The following is a 20,852-nucleotide window of genomic DNA, read 5'->3' as shown; positions in this document are numbered from 1 at the left end:
CTTATCTCAAACCTGACTGTACACGCCAGAGGCCGGAATAAATCCCGTCTTTCTCCAGCAATTGCTCATGGGTTCCCGACTCTACTAATTTCCCATGTTCCATGACATAAATGCAATCGGCATTGCGGATAGTGGAAAGACGATGAGCGATCGCAATTGTAGTTCTATCTACTGTAATCCGTTCTAGCGATCGCTGGATTGCCGCTTCTGTTTCATTATCCACCGCCGAGGTAGCTTCATCTAAAATCAGAATGGGGGGATTCTTTAAGACTGCACGGGCGATCGCAATCCGTTGTCTTTGTCCACCAGATAACTTTTGTCCTCTTTCCCCCACAATTGTCTCATAACCTTCGGGCAATTCAACAATAAATTCGTGTGCCTCGGCTATCTTCGCCGCCGTGATGATTTCTTGCTCTGTAGTCTCAAAGCTGCCGTAAGCAATATTCTCCGCTACAGTGCCATGAAATAGAAACACATCTTGACTTACCAAACCGATGCAGCGCCGTAAATCTTGCAAATTCAAAGTTTGCAAGTCAATGCCATCCACAGTAATGCTTCCAGCTTGCACCTCATACAACCGCAACAAGAGTTTGACTAAAGTGCTTTTACCAGAACCGGTAGAACCGACAATTGCAATGGTTTTCCCCGCCGGAATATCCAAAGACAGATTTTTAATCACTGGAAATCTATCTTTATAGGCAAAATAAACATTGTTAAATTGTACTTCACCGCGCACTTCATCCACGGGTAAAGCTACATCACCTGTATGAATGGCGATAGGAGTATCTAACAAATTCATGACTCGATTAGTAGAAGCCATTGCCCTTTGATATTGGTCAAAAGTTTCGCCTAATCTAGTTAAAGGCCACAGCAATCGCTGAATTAAAAATACTAATACGCTGTAAGTCCCTACAGACATGGCTCCAGAAACCGCTGCCATCCCGCCATATAAAAGTAATGCTGTGAAACCCACCAAAATCAGCATCCGAATTAACGGCACAAATGCAGCAGAAAGAGTAATTGCCTTAGAATTACTGTGACGATAAGCGTCACTATCTAATTCCAAACGATAGGCTTCATAAGCTTCAGATGTGAAGCTTTTAATAGTAGTAATTCCGCTGATATTGTTTGACAACCGCGAATTGAGAAAACCTACCTTTTCGCGGACATCAGCGTAGCGAGGCGCAAGCAGTCGTTGATAGGCAAAAGAACCCCAGAGAATGAATGGCATCGGTGACAAAGCCATCCACGCTACACTAGGAGCCAGAATAAAGAAAGCAGCGCCAATAATTAGAACAGTTGCAGAAACTTGGATAATATCATTTGCGCCCCCATCCAAAAACCGCTCTAACTGGTTAATATCATCACTGAGGATAGACATTAAACCGCCAGTGCTGCGTTCTTCAAAATAAGCCAATTCCAACTCTTGCAAATGTTTGTATGCATCCAAACGCAAGTCATGCTGAATATTCTGAGCCAAATTCCGCCAAAGTCGAGCGTAGGCGTATTCAAAAACCGATTCTAGTATCCAAATGACCACAGTCAGGAAGGAAATAATCAAAAATTGTTGAAAGACATCCCGCACCCCTAACTGTGCAATTATGGAATCCTGTTGCTTAACTACCACATCCACCGCCACACCAATTAAGCCGGGTGGTGCTAAGTCGAAAAATTTATTGAGGGTAGAATAAGTAGTCGCCAGCCAAATTTGTTTACGATACTGGTGTCCATACTCCAGCAAACGCTGGAGAGGATGCGCTGAATGTTTACGCCTTCTTGATGCCCGATGAGATTTTAATGCAGTAGCCACGGCTTTTTGCGATTTCGTGTCACTGATATTACCACGGAACAAAGTCTTGAGTCCTAAGTCCTGAGTCTGAAGATTGATTCAGACAGACTAGTGAGAAACTAGTAACTGAGTTTATTCAAGGAGTGGGGAGCAGGGGGGCAGGGGAGCAGGGGAGCAGAGGAGCAGGGGGAGAATAAGAAATGACAAATGACAAATGACAAATGACAAATAACTAAATATTGGAGAGAGGAATTTGAAAAATCAGCAATTTGGTAATTGGCAAACCACAGTTTTGGGAATTGTGTTAGCAATACTAGCGATTATTGGGCTAAATTCCTTTATCATTATTAACCCAGGACAAGCAGGAGTAATCAGCATCTTGGGTAAAGCCAGAGATGGCGCTTTATTGGAAGGTATTCACGTGAAACCGCCTTTTATCACCGTGATAGATGTGTATGATTTGACGGTGCAAAAATTTGAAGTGCCAGCAGAGAGTTCCACTAAAGATTTGCAAAATTTATCTGCGAGATTTGCAATTAACTTTCGCCTCGATCCGATAAAGGTGGTTGAAGTTAGAAGAAAACAAGGAACCTTAGAGAATATTGTATCAAAAATCATTGCTCCTCAGACACAAGAAGCATTTAAAATTGCCGCAGCCAGAAGAACAGTAGAAGAAGCGATTACCAAACGAAGTGAATTGAAAGAAGACTTCGATCAGGCGTTAGGCGATCGCTTAGATAAATATGGGATAATTGTATTAGATACTAGCGTAGTAGATTTAGCATTCTCGCCAGAATTTGCCAGAGCAGTTGAAGAAAAACAAATTGCTGAACAACGGGCGCAAAGAGCCGTTTACGTAGCACGTGAAGCTGAACAAGAAGCACAAGCAGACATTAATCGTGCCAAAGGTAGGGCAGAAGCTCAAAGACTTTTAGCAGAGACACTCAAAGCCCAAGGAGGACAATTAGTTCTGCAAAAAGAAGCCATTGAAGCTTGGAAGACTGGCGGCGCTCAGATGCCCAAAGTCCTGGTTATGGGTAATGACTCCAAAAATGGCGTACCCTTTATATTCAACCTTGGGAATGTCCAAAATCAACCGTAAAAGGGAAGTGGGCATGAGATAACAAGGTCTAAGATTATGGAATTTGCTCTGACCTCAGACAAATTCTACAATATATTGGACTATTCCCAATTCCAAATCTAAAATTCAAAATGGTATCAGTTGGGCTAGTCCCAACTCAAACACCCCAGAAAAACCAACCAGATAATAGTCGAAGTTTATGTCAACTCCCAATCCTCAGAATCTCACTGCCGAAGAAGCAAAAAAATTACTGAACAAATTCAACTGTCTAGACATTGCCCCTATCCTCAACTCATCAGAAAAAGTAGTAATTCGTAATGCCTTAATTTTGCTCGCCAAGCTTACTGATTACCAAATTTTAGGAATTTGTGCTGATACAGCAGAAGAGGGAATATTGGCAATGAAAACCTATTCTCTGGCTTTGGGTTATGAACCACCAAATAATTTACTGACACCGGAAGGCCCAGTTTATATCAAATTAAATGGTAAAAATGGCTTGTGTTATCTTGATTCCTATGATGGACATCATCGTGGTGTATTAGTATCTTGCCAGTCTTATGACGAAGATGGAATCAACGAAATGTATGGACACCTTCCCTTGGACTTATTTGTATAGAATTTTGCGAATGTAGGTAAGGTATTTGTCTTACCTACTCACTAATGAAAAATAATTAATGACTTCAATCTTATGAGTATTATTACACTACAATCAGTAAAAAAAGACTTTGGTATCAAGGAAATTTTAAAAGATGCGAGCTTTAGCCTTGATGTTACCGATAAAGTTGGATTAATTGGTACTAATGGTTCTGGGAAATCAACCTTATTAAAAATGATCGCCGGGTTAGAATCGATAGATAGCGGTCAAATTTTAATTAACTCCGGTTCTAAAATTATCTACTTACCGCAGCTGCCAGATTTAGATGAAAATCATACAGTTTTAGAGCAAGTTTTCGCCGACAGTGGCGAACATACGACTTTAGTACGCGAGTATGAAGAACTTTCTGATAAATTGGTTCACTATCCAGATGATAGTCAACTGATGTCTCGCCTTTCTGTGGTGATGCAACGGATGGATACGAGTGGTGCTTGGGAATTAGAAACTAATGCCAAAATCATTCTCACAAAATTAGGAATTTCTGACTTTGATGCCAAGATAAGTACTTTATCTGGAGGCTATCGCAAGCGGATTGCTTTAGCATCAGCTTTGCTATCAGAACCAGATGCTTTGCTCATGGATGAACCGACAAACCATCTTGATGCTCTTTCTGTAGAGTGGTTACAAAGTTATTTAAATCGCTATCGCGGCGCATTGTTTTTGATTACTCACGATCGCTATTTTCTAGATCGCGTTACCAACCGGATCGTGGAAATTGACCGAGGCGACATTTACACTTATACAGGTAACTACTCATATTACCTCGAAAAGAAAGCCTTAGCTGAAGAATCTGCGGTAAGTAGTCAACGCAAACACCAAGGCTTGTTGCGCCGCGAGTTGGAATGGCTCAAAAAAGGGCCGAAAGCCAGAAGTACCAAGCAAAAAGCGAGAATTGACCGCGCTCACGCTCTGCGGGATACTGAGTTTAAACAAGTTCAGGGTAAAGTTGATATTTCGACAGTTGGTCGTCGCATTGGGAAAAAAGTTATTGAATTAGATAACGTTTCTAAGGCATACAATGGACGCACTCTGATTAATAATTTCACCTACGAATTTAGTCCAGAAGACCGCATCGGCATTATTGGCGCTAACGGTGCTGGTAAATCGACTTTAATGGATATTATTACTGGTCAGATTCAGCCAGATTCAGGTGTTGCAGAAATTGGGACAACAATTCACATCGGTTATTTTGACCAGCATTCGGAAGAATTGCTCACAGCATTGAACGAAAATCAGCGCGTGATTGACTACATCAAAGAAGAAGGTGAATTTATCAAAATTACCGATGGGACTCAAATTAGTGCTTCGCAAATGTTGGAGCGGTTTTTGTTTCCTGGTAATCAACAATATGCGCCAATTAGTAAACTTTCTGGTGGGGAAAAACGCCGTTTATTTCTGTTGCGGGTTTTGATGGGTGCGCCCAATGTCTTGATTTTAGATGAACCGACAAACGATTTAGATGTGCAGACATTGGCAGTACTAGAGGATTATTTAGAGGATTTTGTTGGGTGTGTAATTGTAGTTTCTCACGATCGCTACTTTCTCGATCGCACCATCGACACAGTATTTTCCTTTGAGGAAGGCGGTAATCTGCGGCAATATCCAGGTAATTACTCGATTTATCTGGACTATAAGAAGGCTGAAGAAGCACAGCTACAGGCTGCGAACGCTAAGGAGAAGCCTAAAAATGTCGAAGTCCAAAATGGTGCGTCTGCGCCCAAGGATGTAGAGAATACCAAGCGGCGGAGATTATCCAATTGGGAGAAAAAAGAATTTGAGCAGTTGGAAGGTAAAATTGCCGAGTTAGAGGCTGAGAAGGCAGAAACCGAGAAAACACTAGCGAATGTCTCACCGGGTAATTATAGCGAAGTGCAGAAATTGTACGATCGTGTGGAAAAGCTCAAGCACGCGATCGATGTGGCGACTGAACGCTGGTTAGAATTAGCAGAGATAGAGTCTTAATGTTTTAACATGACGTGAATTCAACGAACCTCTCCCTGCCTTGAACTAAAGTTCAAGTCTGTCCCTCTCCGAGTCGGAGAGGGACGGTTTTGCGTAGTAAAACCAGGGAGAGGTCTTTTTATTCAGCTAATTTAGACAAACACTATATGATATCATGTCCGTTAGATTACTTATTAAACCCCAAGAACCCCACCCCGCCAAAGCTACGCTTCGTCTCCCCTCCCCGCGGGCGGGGAGGGGCTGGGGGTGGGGTGCAATGACTGTGGAAATCATAACTAATTATACGGACATAATATGAGCCGTCGAACTCACGTTAATATTAATTTTTGCGATCTAATTGCTCAATCTGCCAACTAAAATGTGAGCTAATTCAGTTAATTATTCACGAACCCAATATAATTTGAAGTCTTCCATTGCTTTGGAAAATCGAATTATGAGAAAGCCTCTAATATAGAGTGTAGTTAGAGGCGAGTAACTTTTTTATCTGCTTTTATCAAAACTAATTCTATCAATAAGTCTTTGCCTCTACCTATGGAGTATTTGAGGGCATATATAAATAACGTCCAAGTTAAGTTTATATGTGATTAATGATACAAATGAAAAACACTACTATCATTTAGTAATTATTCAAGCAAATAACCAAGTTCAAAATCGATAGTTGTGCCTGTGTCCAGTATTTAACCTAAACCTGTATGCAAGTCCCTTGATGCTTACACCAAAGGCTGTATGTAGGCAGAGTAATGATTTAATTTGCCAAAACTCAGCGGGGCTAATATCTTAATTTATTACTCTAGGTGTACAAAGCTTAATTTAACGCTGAAACTTCTGATAGATTATAAAAAGTTTTTTTTGGGTTAAAACCTTAAGTATCTCAGTATTAACTAATAGAATTACAATGATTGACAGTAATCGAAAATATCAACGCTGCAAAGATGACAGAGCGTTACATTGCTTTGGTTATCGAATTTGCTTATTTATAGGTTGATTTGGCTTTATACCAGCTTTAGTTTGATTACCAGTAACGAGCAAATCTCTTATTCCAATTGATGAATCTACTGGCGCTTATTCTGCGGGTTTTGGTTATATGTTTGGTGCAATTACCACCAACTTTTTGTATAACCTTGTACGCTGCGCCGTAGGATTTTTTGGAATTACTTGTTACAGCAGTGCTAATTTCTTTTGCCTTGTGGCTGTCATAGGATTGTTGCCCTCGGGTAAGACATTTCTCGGCTTAATGCCATTGTTTGGTTACAATGTCTTGCTCAATACATTAGCAGCGATCGCAGCTGCTTATTACAGCCTTGTTATACCAGCTAAAGTCAAGGGCGTTAATGTAGCGGAAAATATTTAACTCTTCTTATTTCCAATAAGATTTGGTGGCAGAAAAATAATTTTTGCTGTCAATCTTCTCCCAACCCGCTAAAACCTCCCGTGCATGGCTGATGTATCTATTCAATAGAGATTAATTAAGCAAAAATTGAAGTTTATGGATGCAAAACAACTGAGTCAAGAACTGCGTCAAGGAAAAGACCCTCACATGAGCCGGAGACGAGCGATTATTGGCTTGTCTATGCTTGGGGGTTCAATGGGACAACTTGTGACGCTCTACCAAACAGGGATTGTTAACCACCTCCCCGATCCGCCAATCCCCATATTTGATGCAGATCGAGTTGATGCATCTAACTACGCTTACAGCCGATTTAACTCACCCGATGGGCCAATCATGGTAGTTACTTATGCGCTCACTGCCTGGCTGGCTGCCGCCGGAGGGCTGGATCGCGCCCGGCGTAATCCTTTTATACCAATTGCAATGGGCGTTAAGCTCGTGTTAGACACTGCGGTTTCTGCCAAGTTAGCTCAGGAAGAATGGAGCGAGAACAAAGCTTTTTGTGAGTACTGCCAAGTTGCAACAGTCTGTTCTATCGCGTCGTTAGTGCTTGCAGTCCCCGAAATTCTTGCTGCTATTCGCACCCTTCGGGGAAAACCTGACAAAAACATCGCAGCAAGCAACAGTACGCAGTAATCAAAGGAGTAAAGCAATGCAACTCAAACCAATAAATCAGCAGGTTGTTGCAGTTGTAGGAGCTTCCAGTGGCATTGGTAGGAAAACGGCTTTAGAGTTTGCTAAACGGGGTGCATCGTTAGTTGTATCTGCTCGCAGTCAACCAGGACTAGAGTCCTTAGTCGATGAAATCTCCCAGATGGGCGGTAAAGCTGTTGCCGTAGCTGCCGATGTATCCGAGTTTGAGCAAGTCAAGGCGATCGCAGATCGGGCAATTCAAATTTACGGAAGGCTGGATACCTGGGTACACTGCGCTGCTGTCAATCTCTATGCAACTTTTGAGCAAACAACGCCAGAAGAATTTAAACGCATTATCGATGTCAATTTGATCGGACAGGTACACGGGGCAATGGCGGCATTACCTCATCTTAAACGCGAAGGCCGAGGATCGCTAATTCATGTTTCTTCAGTGGAAGCCAAGCGTTCATTGCCATTTCATAGTGCTTACGCTGCATCCAAACATGGAATAGATGGCTTTCTAGAAGCTTTGCGGATTGAATTGATCCACGAAAAAGTGCCTATCAACGTCACTAATGTGATGCCAGCCTCGATTAATACTCCGTTGTTTAACAAATCCCGCACTAAGCTTGGCGTTAAACCACAAGGTTTGCCACCAATATATGAACCGCAGGCTGTTGCGGACAGTATTGTTTATGTTGCTGAACATCCAACCCGTGACATTATCGTTGGCGATGCTGGGCAAGTGATGGATTTCACCCAACGGTTATCACCGCGCTTGATGGATACTTTGCTACTACAAGCTGGTTTTAAGTTACAGAAGACAACAGAATCAAAGCCAGAAGATGCTCCAGACAATCTATTTGAGCCTATCTCAGACTTTGATCGCGTTGAGGGGGATTTTAGCAAAAAGACACAGCCGAGCATCTCTACCTGGTTAGAAACTCATCCAAAAATAAAGTGGGGTATAGTCTTCACCTTGGGAGTAGCAGTATTAGCTAGCTATGCCGGCAATACTTAAGGGGAGCAGGGGAAGAAAAGAGCTTGATTTTCTTAGCATAAACCCAGCAAAGTTTTAGAATCTTTCTCTCTTTCTCTCTGTGTTCTCTGTGCCTCTGCGGTTCGTTTTAAATCCTCCGGTGTAGTGTCAGTTAATTGCTGATTGAGGCGATCGCAATGACACAAAACAATCCTCCTGACTGGACACGACGACAACTACTCCAGTTCGGGCTAGCAGAGATGATTTTACCGCTCGCTGCCTCTCAACTATCCAATTGCCAAAAGCGGAACTTATTAGTTATGGAAAGCTCAAAGCAAGTTGATTCTAGAGCTACTGAAGGACAGTTATTGTCCCGCCCAACTCGCCCCACAACAACCGCTTTGACCGGGTTACACCCACTAGGGCTGGATGGGCAGCGAGATGGTTTTGTCTATGTACCTGAAACCTATCGAGCAGATCGGCCCGCTCCACTGGTATTAATATTGCATGGAGCCGGAGGCGATGCAGAGGGTGCGCTAAAAATCCTCCATCATCTGGCAAATGGCTTTGGGACAATTCTGTTGGCAGTAGACTCACGCCAACAAACTTGGGATATTATTCGGGGTGGCTATGGCCCTGATATTGCCTTTATCGATCGCGCATTAGCACAAACTTTCAGTCATTATGCGATCGCTCCGAACCAAGTAGCGATCGCTGGTTTCTCTGATGGTGCTTCCTACGCCCTTTCGGTTGGCATTACCAATGGCGACCTATTTAACCACATTATTGCTTTTTCACCCGGATTCATGGCTCCTGCTAGCCAATCCGGGAAACCGCGTATATTCATCTCTCATGGAAAGTCGGATAAAGTTTTGCCCATTGAACGGTGCAGCCGCCGAATTGTGCCGCAGTTAAAACAAGCAGGCTATGACCTAGAGTACCGCGAATTCAACGGGTTACATACAGTTCCTACTGCGATCGCCCAAAAAGCTATGGAGTGGTTTACTCAACCAGCACCGGATAAATAAAGTGTTTCATCTGTAACATCAAAATTATGAAAACTGAGCCGCGTATCGCTAGAGATTCCAATCCTCCTAAAGTTGAACCTCAAAAAAATAGATGGGGAACTATTGGCATACTGTTATTTTTAGTTGTTTTTATTAGCTTCTTCGGCTACAGACTAGAATTTGTTTTAGGTAAAACTCCTAGTTTAGATAAAACTTTTACACCTGTTACCCAAGCTGCACCTCAAGAAGTTGGTTCTTATGATGTTTTGGGATACGCGATTAATAATGAAGTTGCAACACGTTTACTAAATACAGAAGATGGGCGCAAACAACTATCCCCTGAAAATGGGGCATTTGCTGTTACTGAAGAAACCTTAAAACTGGGGCGGGATGCTTTTTACTCGGAAACTTTTGGTAATGAAATTTTCCAAACTGATGTAGTTGGGGCGCTGAACGGGCCGATTAATATGATAACCGTCGGTCAGGCGATCGCTAAACTTGGCGGGAAGCACACAACGAATCTCCGAATTCCTATAAATGAAGATGTAACAATCGGTGGACGCACTTTTAAAGCTGGCACACTGTTAAATACAGGGTTAGACGTACCTGCAAATTCCCTTGTACCACTGGGTATGCGTGCCAGTCTCACTAAAGGTAAGTTGAGATTTGGTATTACCTGTGCTTTATGTCACGCCACACTTGACAATAAGACTGGACGCATCTTGGAAGGCGCACCAAACAATGACGTTAATACAGGTTTGGTTCTAGCATTCGCCACTAATTCCGCAGCTATGTTTCGCCAAACAGATGTTAATCCTACTCAAATTCCGGCGGGAGAGCATACTTACATTAACGCTGACGGTAAAGAATCCCGCTTACCAGATGCTAAAACTTTAGAAGATGCAGTCGATGCAAAACTCCTAACTTGGCCGCCCGGAAGCTTTGATTCCACTGGCACTCTAGTAAACAATCCCTCACAAATTCCTTCATCTTATACTTTTGATGCCTGGCCTTATGGTTGGAGTGGTCATTCAGCAATTGGTTGGTTTCACGGTTTGACTACTTTAAATAGCAACGTCCACGCCACTAATTCAGACGCGACAAATGGCGCTGATGGGAGTCAAGCTTTATTAGGAATTGATCAAGAAACTTATTTAGGCGTGATTCTACAAAATGCTGCAAATCCAGCTTTTAGATTCCCTGAAGGTGCAAAACCATCAGAATTTTTCGACAAAATCGATCCCACTCCTGGGGAACCTGCAATTAATGAAGTGATTCGGATGCCTGGATATCCCAAAGGTTCGCCGTTTATGTTAGATGGTTTAATGGCATCTTCCCCTGGCTTCCCCGTTGGCGAACAGCTGAATGCGATGTCTGCTTGGCAAAATACTCTAGCACCACCACCTATTCAAGTTAGTGATGTTGCTTCTCTAGAAAAGGGAGCAGCTGTATTTACTCGTGCTGGCTGCATAGACTGTCATAGTGGACGCTACTTTACCAATCATGATGTCATTGCTCAAAACGAGATTGGAACTCAACCATCACGCGCCCCGACATTAGCACCATTTGCTAAGAACTTCACCACACCCCTAACCTACCCCAACAGTGTCTCTGTTCCCTTGCCGTCTAATCCCCCGGTATTAGAAGTTCCTACAAATATTACGCCACAAAAAGCACAACAGTTAGCTTTTGGGATGAACAACCCAGTTGGTGGTTATAAAGTACCAAGCTTGATTGGGTTGTATCTAACTGCGCCTTATTTACATGATGGTGGTGTGGCTGCTAGTGCCTCAGCATTAAAGCAAGATGAACAGGACGGACAATTTGTAGTGGCAAATCCTGAGCAACTTGGTATAGCTGGCACATTAATGCAAAATATTTTACCCGATCCACAAGCAAGCTTACGGGTGTTAGTTGATCGCGATCTTCGTGAGACAATGGTTGCAGCTAACCAAGCTAATCCAGATTTGCAAAAATCGAATGTAGACGGCAGAGGACATGCTTATTGGGTAGATGCAGAAGCTGGTTTTACCACTCAAGAGCAGACAGATTTAATTCAATTCCTCCTCAGTTTGGATGATCAACCAGAAATTTTACCCAGTTCACGTTAACTAAAAACAGGCATGGAAAGAGAAATTCAAGATTCAGATGGAATTACATGGACTTGTATTCAAGCATTTTCAGGTCTTTCTGATATCTCAAAAGCTGAAGATGCAGCTGAAGTCGAAGGAGAACCAAATACTTACTGGGTTGTCTGTACTCCTAGTGGCGGCGCACAGTCTGTACGGCTGAAGCTACAGGGTAAATGGGAAGAAGAATATTCTGATGAGGCGTTACTCAAGGAAATTAGAACGCAGCAATAATTGGCGTTGTTGATTAATCGGCTCAATGCCCTGTCGCTCTTTGCGCGTGGTTAGGCCTTTGGGGTGGACGATGGAAGTGGACAGACTTCCATAGCTTGAATCAAGCCGTGTTGCAGGGTGAATCGATGGCCCACATGTTCATCGGCAAGAACTGCTCCAACTAAGTCACGCACGACCTGATGCACATCGACCAAAATGTGTCCGGCCTCCTCCGAGTAAAAGGAAACCGGCTCCACCTGCGGATTGATCTCGCTCCATTGCTCCGTCCAGTAAGCGCGAACTTCTTCAGGCCCACGGACAAAACCGCCTTTGAACGCTTTCGGCCAAACCACGTCTGGAGTCATGAGGGCAAGAGCAGCGTCGATGTCTCGCGCGTTGAAGGCCGCATAAGCCGCACGGAGCAGTTCGATTTCTGGTGCAGGTTGATCTGACATAAAAGCTATGGTGAAGGAGATGCAGCAGGGCCTAACAATTTATTATACCGTTAAAGCTAAGTATTGTTATCTTTGCGGGACACAACTACGCGCTAATTGCGATCGCTGTGGCGAGTTAGTAGTGTCCGCCAGGCATAAATTTTATTCGCATCTCGGCTCAATACCAATATAAGCTTCTCAAAATCCTCCTGAAAAAGGAGGATTTAAAGTATTGGATACCTTATGTACCATTTTTAAAACAACCTCTAAGACGCAGAAGAAAAAGCAACTGAGTTATGAGAAATACAGTAATTATTACAGGCGCATCGCAAGGAATTGGCAAAGCTACAGCATTATTATTTGCCCGTCACAATTATGATGTTGTGTTGGCAGCTCGTCAACTTGACCGTTTAGAAGCTACTGCTGCACAGATACGGGAACTTGGACGAGAAGCGATCGCTATTTCTTGCGATGTCAAAGATCCTTTACAAGTAAACAACTTGATCCAGAAGGCGATTGCTCATTTTGGTCACATAGACGTATTAATTAATAATGCAGGTATCTTTTGCTTAGGGCCCGTCGAGGATTTTAGCTTAGATGATTGGCATCAGATAATTGATACCAATTTGTGGGGCTACATCCATACTATTAATGCCATCCTGCCCCATTTCTTAGAGCGTCGCAAAGGAACCATTGTTAACGTCAGTTCTATTGGTGGTATAGAACCGATTCCTTACCAAATTCCTTACACAACTGCTAAATATGCCATCACTGGGTTGACAAAATCGCTACACGCAGAGTTATCACCTAAAGGGATTCACGTTAGCGGGATTTATCCCAGTTTTATCACTACTCAACTGATGGAACGGGCAATTTTTCGCGGTAAGAACGAGGAAACTGCCGAAGCGCGTTCTGAGTTGGTAGATAAAGCAATTCAAACTCCTGTACTAGAAAAGCCTGAAGATGTAGCAAAATCAATTTGGGAAGCAGTAAAGGATCGGCGTTCTGATGTCATGGTAGGCACAACAAACCTTTGGAAAGCAGTTTATCACTTGTCTCCTAGTTTGATGCAGTCAGTTTTTCGGCGTATCTTTGGCATGGAAGAACGAACTTAGTTCTTCTCTTTTAGAGATGAGGATATTGATCTGATTGAAGTGCCGATAGGCATAGGGAAAGACACAATCAAACAATCTGAATCTCCACACCGAAAATCTGCTGAGACTTTAATACAGAAAGAAGCAAAAAATCAATTAGTAGATATTAAATCTACAGAAATAAAACTAGCTGAACAGACAGAGTACAAAGACGAAGGTTTATTTGAACGTTTTACAGAGAAAGCGATTAAGTCGATAATGTTAGCGCAGGAAGAAACGCGCCGTCTTGGTCATCATTTTGTTGGTACAGAACAAATACTTTTAGGACTGATTGGAGAAGGAACTGGTGTTGCTGCTCAAGTGCTGAAATTGAAGGGTATTAAGCTGGCAGATACCCGTACAGAAGTAGAAAAAATTATTGGACGTGGCAGTGGTTTTACACCAGTAGAAATTCCCTTTACACCACGTGCAAAAAGAGTCTTAGAGTTATCTTTAAAAGAAGCTAGGGCACTTAATCACGTTTATATTAGTACTGGCCACCTGCTTTTAGGTTCTATTAGATTAGAAGAAGGCGTAGCAGTAAGGGTTTTGGAGAACTTGGGTATTAATTTACAGAACTTAAGAGAACAAGTTTTGCATACGATTCACTTATCTGAAAGCGAAAATATACAATCTACATAAACCAAATACAGCAATCCCAACACCTTTACGATCGCTTCGCTTCGCTTCTTTACAGGCTTTGCCAGCGAAACGCTGCGCGAACGCTTTACTTGCAATAACAGTGTTTCACCGACGATTCTATCACTGTTGATTAAAGTGCGATTGCTCTGTCTCTTCTAAACTGCATAGTTTACCGTCGTAGGCATCGCCTACAATGATTTCTCGGAAGACATTAAGCTACTCAATCCAGTTCTCTAATAACAGTGTAGGAATGCGAGAGAATTCTCGGACATTATTGGTGACGAGGGTAACTCGTAAACTTAGAGCATGAGCGGCGATGAGCATATCCATTGCACCAATGATGAGTCCTCTAATTTCCAGATCGCTTCTAATCCTGCCGTAAATCGTTGCAGATGCTTGATTGAATTCAACAATTTCTAGAGGTAGCAAAAATTGTAGCAACGCGGTGCGGTTTTTCTCTTGCTGTTGGCTTTTGGCTACTCCATATTCAAGTTCGGCGACTGTGATGGAGGAGATAGCCACATCAGAAATGCTAAGGGTTTGAAATTTATCCAGCACTTTTTGGGGTTTTTGCTTGATGAGATAAATGCAGATATTGGTATCAAGCAGGTATTGCATTTACAAACTCTCTCTGGTGTCGATGAGTGGCTGATCTCTAGTAATCATAAAATCATCGGAAAAATTGTCTAAACTCTCGATGAGAGATTGCCAGGGGTTATCTTTGGCAATAAGAACAATAGCGTTACCAATTTTTTTAATATAAACTTCTGTGCCAGTGAGTTTAAAATCTTCGGGCAAAATAACAACTTGGTGAGTCCCATCAGTGCTAAGTTTAGCGGTGTTCATGATATTGCGTTTATTCTGTTGCCGTTGCTTATCGTTAAACTATAACTTGTAATCACATCTACACCACGATTTTGCAGAGCCAGAACTAGAGAATGTGTGGTAAAATCCTCATCCATATACAGGCGATAAACTTTAGCCTTATGGGGTACAACACAACAATTGGATTTGCCTAACCTGCGATCGCATCAGTCTTTTCTACAAAATACTAAGCGATCGCTTACAAAAGTTTTGCCTACGCACGAATATTCATTAACAAGCCAGCTTTGCGTTTATGCACTCCCCAACTTACGGGAGCAGCTACAGAACTTATGGGAGCAGCTACAGAACTTATGGGAGCAGCTACAGAACTTATGGGAGCAGCTACAGAACTTATGGGAGCAGCTACAGAACTTACGGGAGCAGCTACAGAACTTACGGGAGCAGCTACAGAACTTACGGGAGCAGCTACAGAACTTATGGGAGTAGCTACAGAACTTATAAGAGTAGCTACAGAACTTATGGGAGCTTATAAATACCAATATCTAGTAATTAACTTCCGAAAAATTACTGTTATCAATCAAAAAATTTAGTAAAAAAAATTGCGAGTTTTACTGAACCGGAATGTAGTTTAACTGAGGCAAGCTAGCTTTAGCAGCATCTTAAAGGAGTAATTTTATGTCTCGTAAAAAACGCACATCCCGTACTTTAGAAAAAGCTCAGTTAAGATCGGCTGGGCTAAAATCGATTGTTCCAAGCATCAAATTTGATGAAGATTATAGTCTAGAAAAATTAGTTGAGTCAATCGACCTGTTACGCAACAAAATTGATGTTTATAATACTGCTCTGTCTGTAGTTGACTCTTCTAAAACTGAAATTGAAGAGATGGAAAAAAAGTTGAGTCAGCTTTCTGAAAAAATGCTGATGGTGGTTGCAATCAAGTACGGCAAAGACAGCCGCGAATATGAAATGGCGGGTGGTGTTCGCTATAGCGATCGCATCCGCAAAATCAGGTCGAGTCGCTTGAAAAATGTTGCAGAACAAGTATCTGATGAAAATGCTAAAACTGCATAAAATGCAATAGACGCGATGAATCGCCGTCTCTACAAAAGACTGATTCTTGTAGAGACGGCGATTTATCGCGTCTTTAATAAATCCGGGAAAAATTGTTTCCAAAATACCACCTCCGACTTTAGAGTGTTGAAATAACTCAAATAGCTATCTGAAGGCGAGATATGACAACAAACTTTAGTCGGCGTGAATTTATCTTGCTCGGTTCAGCAGGGTTTGGTACCACCTTACTGTTGCAAGCTTGCAGTAATCAGACGAGACCAACAGCGACAACAACGGGTGGTACTGAAGGGTTTAAAATAGCGATCGCTCTCCCTGGCACGATTACCGATAAAGGCTGGAATCAATCTGGTTATGAAGGAATCAATTTAGCAAAACAAAAGCTAGGTGCAGAAACCGCCTATGTCGAAAAAGTAGCACAAGCAGATCAAACAGAAGTATTAACAGATTTTGCTCGTAAAGGCTACAATCTCATCTTCGCGCATGGCGGACAATTTGATGCCGCAATTGAACAAGTGGCTTCACAATTTCCCAACACGTTTTTTGTCGGAGTCAATGGTAATCTCAAGGGTGAGAATATTGCTTCTTTACGAATAGATCACCTACAAGCTAGTTATTTGTGTGGCATTATCGGTGCTTCTGTGACTAAATCTAATAAATTAGCTTATATTGCTGGAGAGAAGTTTCCCGCTACCGAGGGAGAAGTGCGGGGATTTGAATTAGGGGCAAAGTCTGTTAAACCAAATATCCAAATTACTTCTACTTTTACAGGTGATTGGAATGATGTTTCAAAAGCGAAGGAAGCAACTCTGGCATTAATTTCTTCTGGTGCTGATGTCATCTATCAATGGTTAGATAATGCTTCAGCCGCAGTTTTACAAACAGCAGGTGAAAAGGGAGTATATGCTTTTGGTAACACTAAGGATCAATTAGACGTTGCACCAAAAGCTGTTTTAACCAGTGCTGTCAAACGCTTAGATTTAGCCATAGGTTATATAGCAGAATTAGCTAAACAAAAAAAAATCAAAGGACAAATATATACAATTGGGTTAGAAAGAACAGATATCTTATTTTTAGGTAAATTTGGAGCAATCATACCGGAAGTAGTAAAGCAAAAGGTATTGAATACAAAGCAAGAGATTGTTAATAAAAAAATCGTTTTTGAAGACTGTAAAGAGGCTGGGAAGGATACGCGCTGCGTGAAGAAAGCAATCACGTAGGTTTAGCAGACTAGATTAGAAAACAGGAATAATTGTCTTTGTAGAGACGGCGATTTATCGCGTCTGTCTAATGCGCCAGTATTTTAGACGCGATTCATCGCGTCTCTACAATGGGGGCTTTTTGGCTTATCCCCGGCGTATTGGGGTAAAACTGGATCTGACTTGTGTGTACACCTTAGCTTTACCAAGGGGTGGGGTGTTAGAGACTTTTGCAAGAAGTATACTACAGTCCTCAACAAGCTATCAGCTTTGTGAACATGAACTATTTACGCTTAAACAATATTACCAAATGCTTTGGGTCTTTTACCGCTAACGACAATATCAATCTCTCTGTTGCATCTGGAACCATTCATGCAATACTAGGCGAAAATGGCGCGGGTAAGAGTACTTTAATGAATATTATTAGTGGACTCTATCAACCTGATGCTGGCGAGATTTATCTCCAAGAACAACCAATCAAAATCACTTCACCAAATGAGGCAATTAAATTAGGGATTGGCATGATTTACCAACACTTCATGCTTGTACCGAAATTGACTGTCACAGAAAATATCATCTTAGGAATGGATAAAACCTGGCGGCTGAATCTACAAGATAAACAGCAAGAAATCGCCGCTTTATCCCAAACTTATGGATTAGAAATTGACCCCACTGCCAAAGTTGAAAATTTATCTGTTGGGGCACAACAACGGGTAGAAATTCTCAAAGTTCTCTACCGTCGAGCAAAGTTGTTGATTCTTGATGAACCTACAGCAGTTTTGACACCGCCAGAAGTAGAATCATTAATTGCCATCTTGCGCCAATTGGCAGCCGCAGGTAACACAATCATTTTTATCAGTCATAAATTAGAAGAGGTAATGAATCTCTGTGATTCAGTCACAGTTTTGCGCCAGGGGAAGGTAGTAGCAACAACATCAACTAAAGCAGCAACACCTCAGCAGTTAGCAACATTAATGGTAGGACGGGAAGTAGCTTTACAGTTAAATAAAAGTCCTACATTACCAGGAGAAATCATCCTATCGGTGCAAAATTTACAAGTTGCTGATGAAAGAAATATTCTTGCTGTAAATAATGTCTCTTTTGAACTGCGGGCGGGAGAAATTTTAGGAATTGCTGGTGTCGATGGCAATGGACAGCGAGAATTAGCTGATGCCATTGCTTTTGTGCGGACTATTAAGCAGGGTAAAATTGAGTTTACGCCCAAGGATTCCTCAGTGGGCTACATCCCAGAAGATAGGCAGACAATGGGATTGGTGTTGCAATTTAGCATCGCTCAAAATTTGATTTTAAAAGCCTTTAAATATCTACCATTTTGTCGCCGTTTTTTGTTACAACAAGAAGCGATCGCTAATCGTGCCCAAGCTGCAATGCAAGAGTTTGACATTCGGGCGAATGGGATTGATATCAAGGTAAGTCAGCTTTCGGGAGGAAATCAACAAAAAGTGGTGTTAGCGCGAGAACTGGCGCAAACACCAGCTTTAATTATCGCCATGCAACCCACAAGGGGGTTAGATGTCGGGGCGACAATAGCCGTCCAGTCTCGAATCTTAACAGAACGCGATCGCGGTGCGGCAATTTTGTATATTTCTACTGAGTTAGAAGAAGTGATGGCAATGAGCGATCGCATTGCTGTAATCTACAGAGGTGAGTTTGTGGCTATTTTGGATGCAGCCACGGCGAAGGTGGAAGAAGTTGGTTTGTTGATGGCTGGGGGAACACCCAGAGAGTAAAATGCCGAGTCTTTATATCATTGGTGGTGCAAATGGTTCAGGAAAAACTACTGTTTCAATGAGTTTATTACCAAATTTTCTAGACTGCTTTGAGTACGTAAATGCAGATGCTATTGCTGCTGGACTATCTCCATTAAATCCCGATTCAATGGCTATAGAAGCAGGAAGATTAATGATTACGCGACTGCGGACGTTATCTAATTCAGGTAGTGATTTTGCTTTTGAAACTACGCTAGCAGCTAGAAGTTTTGCACCTTTTATTATTGATTGTAGAGCAAAAGGCTACACAATTAACTTAATATACTTTTGGTTACAAAGCGTTGACTTGGCAGTAGAACGAGTAGCAGTAAGGGTTGCTAGTGGTGGACACTCGATTCCAGAAGATGTTATTCGTAGACGCTATCAACGAGGGCGAAAGAACTTGATTTCTTTATACTTACCTATGTGCGATGGTTGGATGATCTATGATAACTCTAGATCGTTTCCCCTTTTCGTTGCTGAACGCATTATTCATCAACAGCCTATTATTTATATAAATGAGATTTGGAACCAAATTATAGAGGTATGAAATGACTGAAGAAGAAATGAAAAAGTTACATTGCAAAATTGATGTTGGAGTCAAAGCAGCAATTGCAGCAGCAATAGAACGACATCGTAAGCTTGGTCAATCGATTAGTATTATGCGGGAAGGAAAGGTTGTAACTTTAACGCCTGATGAAATTACAGCGATTCAAAATCAGCAGAACAGTTAGAACAAAACTTAAAACTAAAAATTATGTTTATAAATTGTTCAATTTGATTCAGCTTTGAGGAGTTAATGAGCTGCATAGGAAATCATATCTCCAAACCTAACGATCGCAACTAATCGCATGAAATTTCTGTTACCAATCCTATCACCGCTCATTGCGATTACCTCTGCCCTCATTGTCGGTGCTATCCTCATGCTAATTGCTGGGGCAAATCCCATCACCGCATACAGCATCCTATTTCAAGAATCTCTCTCTACCTACTTTGGATTTGGTAACACCCTCACCAAAATGACACCGCTATTATTCGCTAGTTTAGGCGTGTTAGTAGCATTGCGGGCTGGGCAATTTAATATCGGTGGAGAAGGACAAATTTATCTGGGTGCGTTGGGAAGTACTTTAATTGGGTTATATGTGCAAGGATTACCTGCGGTGATTCATATCCCCTTAGCGCTTTTGGCAGGATTTGTTTTTGGTGCAGTTTGGGGTGGGATTCCTGGTTATCTCAAAGCCATGCGCGGAGTGAATGAGGTAATTACTACATTATTGCTCAACTATATCGCCGTGAATTTAGTTAGCTACCTCGTACAAAATCCATTAATGGCAACAGGTGCGCCTAGTCCTTATTCGCCATTAATTGCTAAAACATCGCGTTTGCCAATTATTTTACCGCAAAGCCTCGCCCATGCTGGGATTTTATTCGGTTTAATTGCCGCAGGTATTTTATGGGTATTGTTAGTGCGATCGCCTCTAGGTTATCAAATTACGGCAGTGGGATTTAACCCGATTGCCGCCCGTTATGCCCACATATCTGTTGAACGTACCATTATGCTAGTGATGGCTGCTGCGGGTGGTTTAGCTGGGTTGGCTGGGAGTTGTGAAGTGATGGGGTTGAAATATCGGCTATTTGAACAAGTTTCGCCAGGCTATGGATTTGATGCCATTGCGATCGCTTTTTTAAGTCGTGGTAGTGTTATCGGTGTAGTCTTGACTTCTTTGTTTTTTGCAGCCCTTCGCAGTGGTGCAAATGTGATGCAGCGTAGTGCAGGTGTGTCAGTAACTGTAGTTTACGCAATTCAGGGGTTTATGGTGTTATTTATTGCTATCAGTTTCGCAATTGAAAGAGAAATAAGAGTAAAAACGCAAAGGGACGCAAAGGTTTAACGCAAAGGAACACAAAGAAAACTCTGCGATACTTTGCGCTTCCCTCCGCGAACCT

21 protein-coding genes and 1 pseudogene are annotated in these 20,852 nt (G+C 42.1%); 18 read left to right on the top strand and 4 right to left on the bottom strand.

Features of this window, described 5'->3' with window-relative positions:
- Window position 1 precedes the first annotated feature (1 nt).
- Window positions 2-1,810, bottom strand: a complete 1,809-nt coding sequence (locus tag V7K84_RS16780; RefSeq protein ID WP_334839629.1) for an ABC transporter ATP-binding protein — start codon at window positions 1,808-1,810, stop codon at window positions 2-4.
- A 232-nt stretch (window positions 1,811-2,042) separates the two neighbouring features.
- Between V7K84_RS16780 and V7K84_RS16775 the strand changes: the two genes are divergently transcribed.
- From V7K84_RS16775 to V7K84_RS16735, 9 genes are all read left to right on the top strand, one after another.
- Entirely contained in the window at window positions 2,043-2,891 is an 849-nt protein-coding gene (locus tag V7K84_RS16775) for a prohibitin family protein (RefSeq protein WP_292811004.1), read from the top strand.
- Window positions 2,892-3,069: 178 nt separating this feature from the next.
- Window positions 3,070-3,486, top strand: coding sequence for a DUF1824 family protein (locus V7K84_RS16770; protein WP_094352421.1), 417 nt, complete (start codon window positions 3,070-3,072; stop codon window positions 3,484-3,486).
- A gap of 72 nt (window positions 3,487-3,558) precedes the next feature.
- Window positions 3,559-5,487, top strand: a complete 1,929-nt coding sequence (locus V7K84_RS16765) for an ABC-F family ATP-binding cassette domain-containing protein (RefSeq protein ID WP_334839628.1) — start codon at window positions 3,559-3,561, stop codon at window positions 5,485-5,487.
- A gap of 1,084 nt (window positions 5,488-6,571) precedes the next feature.
- Complete coding sequence (locus tag V7K84_RS16760) at window positions 6,572-6,838, top strand: DUF4383 domain-containing protein (RefSeq protein WP_334839626.1); 267 nt, start codon at window positions 6,572-6,574, stop codon at window positions 6,836-6,838.
- Window positions 6,839-6,973: 135 nt separating this feature from the next.
- The gene (locus tag V7K84_RS16755; RefSeq protein WP_100897020.1) at window positions 6,974-7,510 is read left to right on the top strand and encodes a vitamin K epoxide reductase family protein; all 537 of its coding nucleotides are present in this window, start codon (window positions 6,974-6,976) and stop codon (window positions 7,508-7,510) included.
- A gap of 16 nt (window positions 7,511-7,526) precedes the next feature.
- The gene (locus tag V7K84_RS16750) at window positions 7,527-8,528 is read left to right on the top strand and encodes an SDR family oxidoreductase (RefSeq protein WP_334839621.1); all 1,002 of its coding nucleotides are present in this window, start codon (window positions 7,527-7,529) and stop codon (window positions 8,526-8,528) included.
- 155 nt (window positions 8,529-8,683) lie between these two features.
- On the top strand, window positions 8,684-9,514 hold the full coding sequence (locus V7K84_RS16745; protein WP_334839619.1) for an alpha/beta hydrolase: 831 nt from the start codon (window positions 8,684-8,686) through the stop codon (window positions 9,512-9,514).
- A gap of 26 nt (window positions 9,515-9,540) precedes the next feature.
- Window positions 9,541-11,604 (top strand): hypothetical protein, encoded by a 2,064-nt coding sequence (locus tag V7K84_RS16740; RefSeq protein WP_334839617.1) that lies wholly within the window; start codon window positions 9,541-9,543, stop codon window positions 11,602-11,604.
- 12 nt (window positions 11,605-11,616) lie between these two features.
- Window positions 11,617-11,856, top strand: coding sequence for a hypothetical protein (locus tag V7K84_RS16735; RefSeq protein WP_334839615.1), 240 nt, complete (start codon window positions 11,617-11,619; stop codon window positions 11,854-11,856).
- A gap of 50 nt (window positions 11,857-11,906) precedes the next feature.
- Here V7K84_RS16735 and V7K84_RS16730 read toward each other — a convergent pair whose 3' ends face one another.
- The gene (locus V7K84_RS16730) at window positions 11,907-12,290 is read right to left on the bottom strand and encodes a nuclear transport factor 2 family protein (RefSeq protein WP_334839613.1); all 384 of its coding nucleotides are present in this window, start codon (window positions 12,288-12,290) and stop codon (window positions 11,907-11,909) included.
- Between the two features lie 275 nt (window positions 12,291-12,565).
- On the opposite strand from V7K84_RS16730, the gene V7K84_RS16720 reads away from it, so the two are divergent.
- Entirely contained in the window at window positions 12,566-13,384 is an 819-nt protein-coding gene (locus tag V7K84_RS16720) for an SDR family NAD(P)-dependent oxidoreductase (RefSeq protein WP_334839609.1), read from the top strand.
- A 237-nt stretch (window positions 13,385-13,621) separates the two neighbouring features.
- Window positions 13,622-14,008, top strand: a pseudogene (locus V7K84_RS16715) (Clp protease N-terminal domain-containing protein); the annotation flags it as partial.
- A 252-nt stretch (window positions 14,009-14,260) separates the two neighbouring features.
- On the opposite strand, the gene vapC reads toward V7K84_RS16715, so the two are convergent.
- Both vapC and V7K84_RS16705 read right to left on the bottom strand, forming a co-directional pair.
- Window positions 14,261-14,662, bottom strand: coding sequence for a type II toxin-antitoxin system tRNA(fMet)-specific endonuclease VapC (gene vapC, locus V7K84_RS16710; RefSeq protein WP_334839607.1), 402 nt, complete (start codon window positions 14,660-14,662; stop codon window positions 14,261-14,263).
- Window positions 14,663-14,890 (bottom strand): antitoxin, encoded by a 228-nt coding sequence (locus tag V7K84_RS16705; protein ID WP_334839605.1) that lies wholly within the window; start codon window positions 14,888-14,890, stop codon window positions 14,663-14,665.
- Between the two features lie 263 nt (window positions 14,891-15,153).
- On the opposite strand from V7K84_RS16705, the gene V7K84_RS16700 reads away from it, so the two are divergent.
- The 7 genes from V7K84_RS16700 (at window position 15,154) to V7K84_RS16670 (ending at window position 20,797) form a co-directional block, all read left to right on the top strand.
- On the top strand, window positions 15,154-15,459 hold the full coding sequence (locus V7K84_RS16700) for a hypothetical protein (RefSeq protein WP_334839603.1): 306 nt from the start codon (window positions 15,154-15,156) through the stop codon (window positions 15,457-15,459).
- An 85-nt stretch (window positions 15,460-15,544) separates the two neighbouring features.
- Window positions 15,545-15,940 (top strand): hypothetical protein, encoded by a 396-nt coding sequence (locus tag V7K84_RS16695; protein WP_334839601.1) that lies wholly within the window; start codon window positions 15,545-15,547, stop codon window positions 15,938-15,940.
- Between the two features lie 161 nt (window positions 15,941-16,101).
- A complete protein-coding gene (locus V7K84_RS16690; RefSeq protein WP_334839599.1) occupies window positions 16,102-17,157 on the top strand; it encodes a BMP family protein in 1,056 nt (351 codons plus the stop codon).
- 257 nt (window positions 17,158-17,414) lie between these two features.
- On the top strand, window positions 17,415-18,887 hold the full coding sequence (locus V7K84_RS16685; protein WP_334839676.1) for an ABC transporter ATP-binding protein: 1,473 nt from the start codon (window positions 17,415-17,417) through the stop codon (window positions 18,885-18,887).
- Window position 18,888: 1 nt separating this feature from the next.
- Window positions 18,889-19,455 (top strand): zeta toxin family protein, encoded by a 567-nt coding sequence (locus V7K84_RS16680; RefSeq protein ID WP_334839597.1) that lies wholly within the window; start codon window positions 18,889-18,891, stop codon window positions 19,453-19,455.
- A gap of 1 nt (window position 19,456) precedes the next feature.
- Window positions 19,457-19,639, top strand: coding sequence for a hypothetical protein (locus V7K84_RS16675; protein WP_334839595.1), 183 nt, complete (start codon window positions 19,457-19,459; stop codon window positions 19,637-19,639).
- A 117-nt stretch (window positions 19,640-19,756) separates the two neighbouring features.
- Window positions 19,757-20,797, top strand: a complete 1,041-nt coding sequence (locus tag V7K84_RS16670; RefSeq protein ID WP_334839593.1) for an ABC transporter permease — start codon at window positions 19,757-19,759, stop codon at window positions 20,795-20,797.
- Window positions 20,798-20,852: the final 55 nt, after the last annotated feature.

Source organism: Nostoc sp. (assembly GCF_036917315.1).
Taxonomy (GTDB): domain Bacteria; phylum Cyanobacteriota; class Cyanobacteriia; order Cyanobacteriales; family Nostocaceae; genus Nostoc.
The sequence above is the reverse complement of the archived record's forward strand: the minus strand, read 5'-3'. Positions and strand labels throughout refer to the sequence as shown.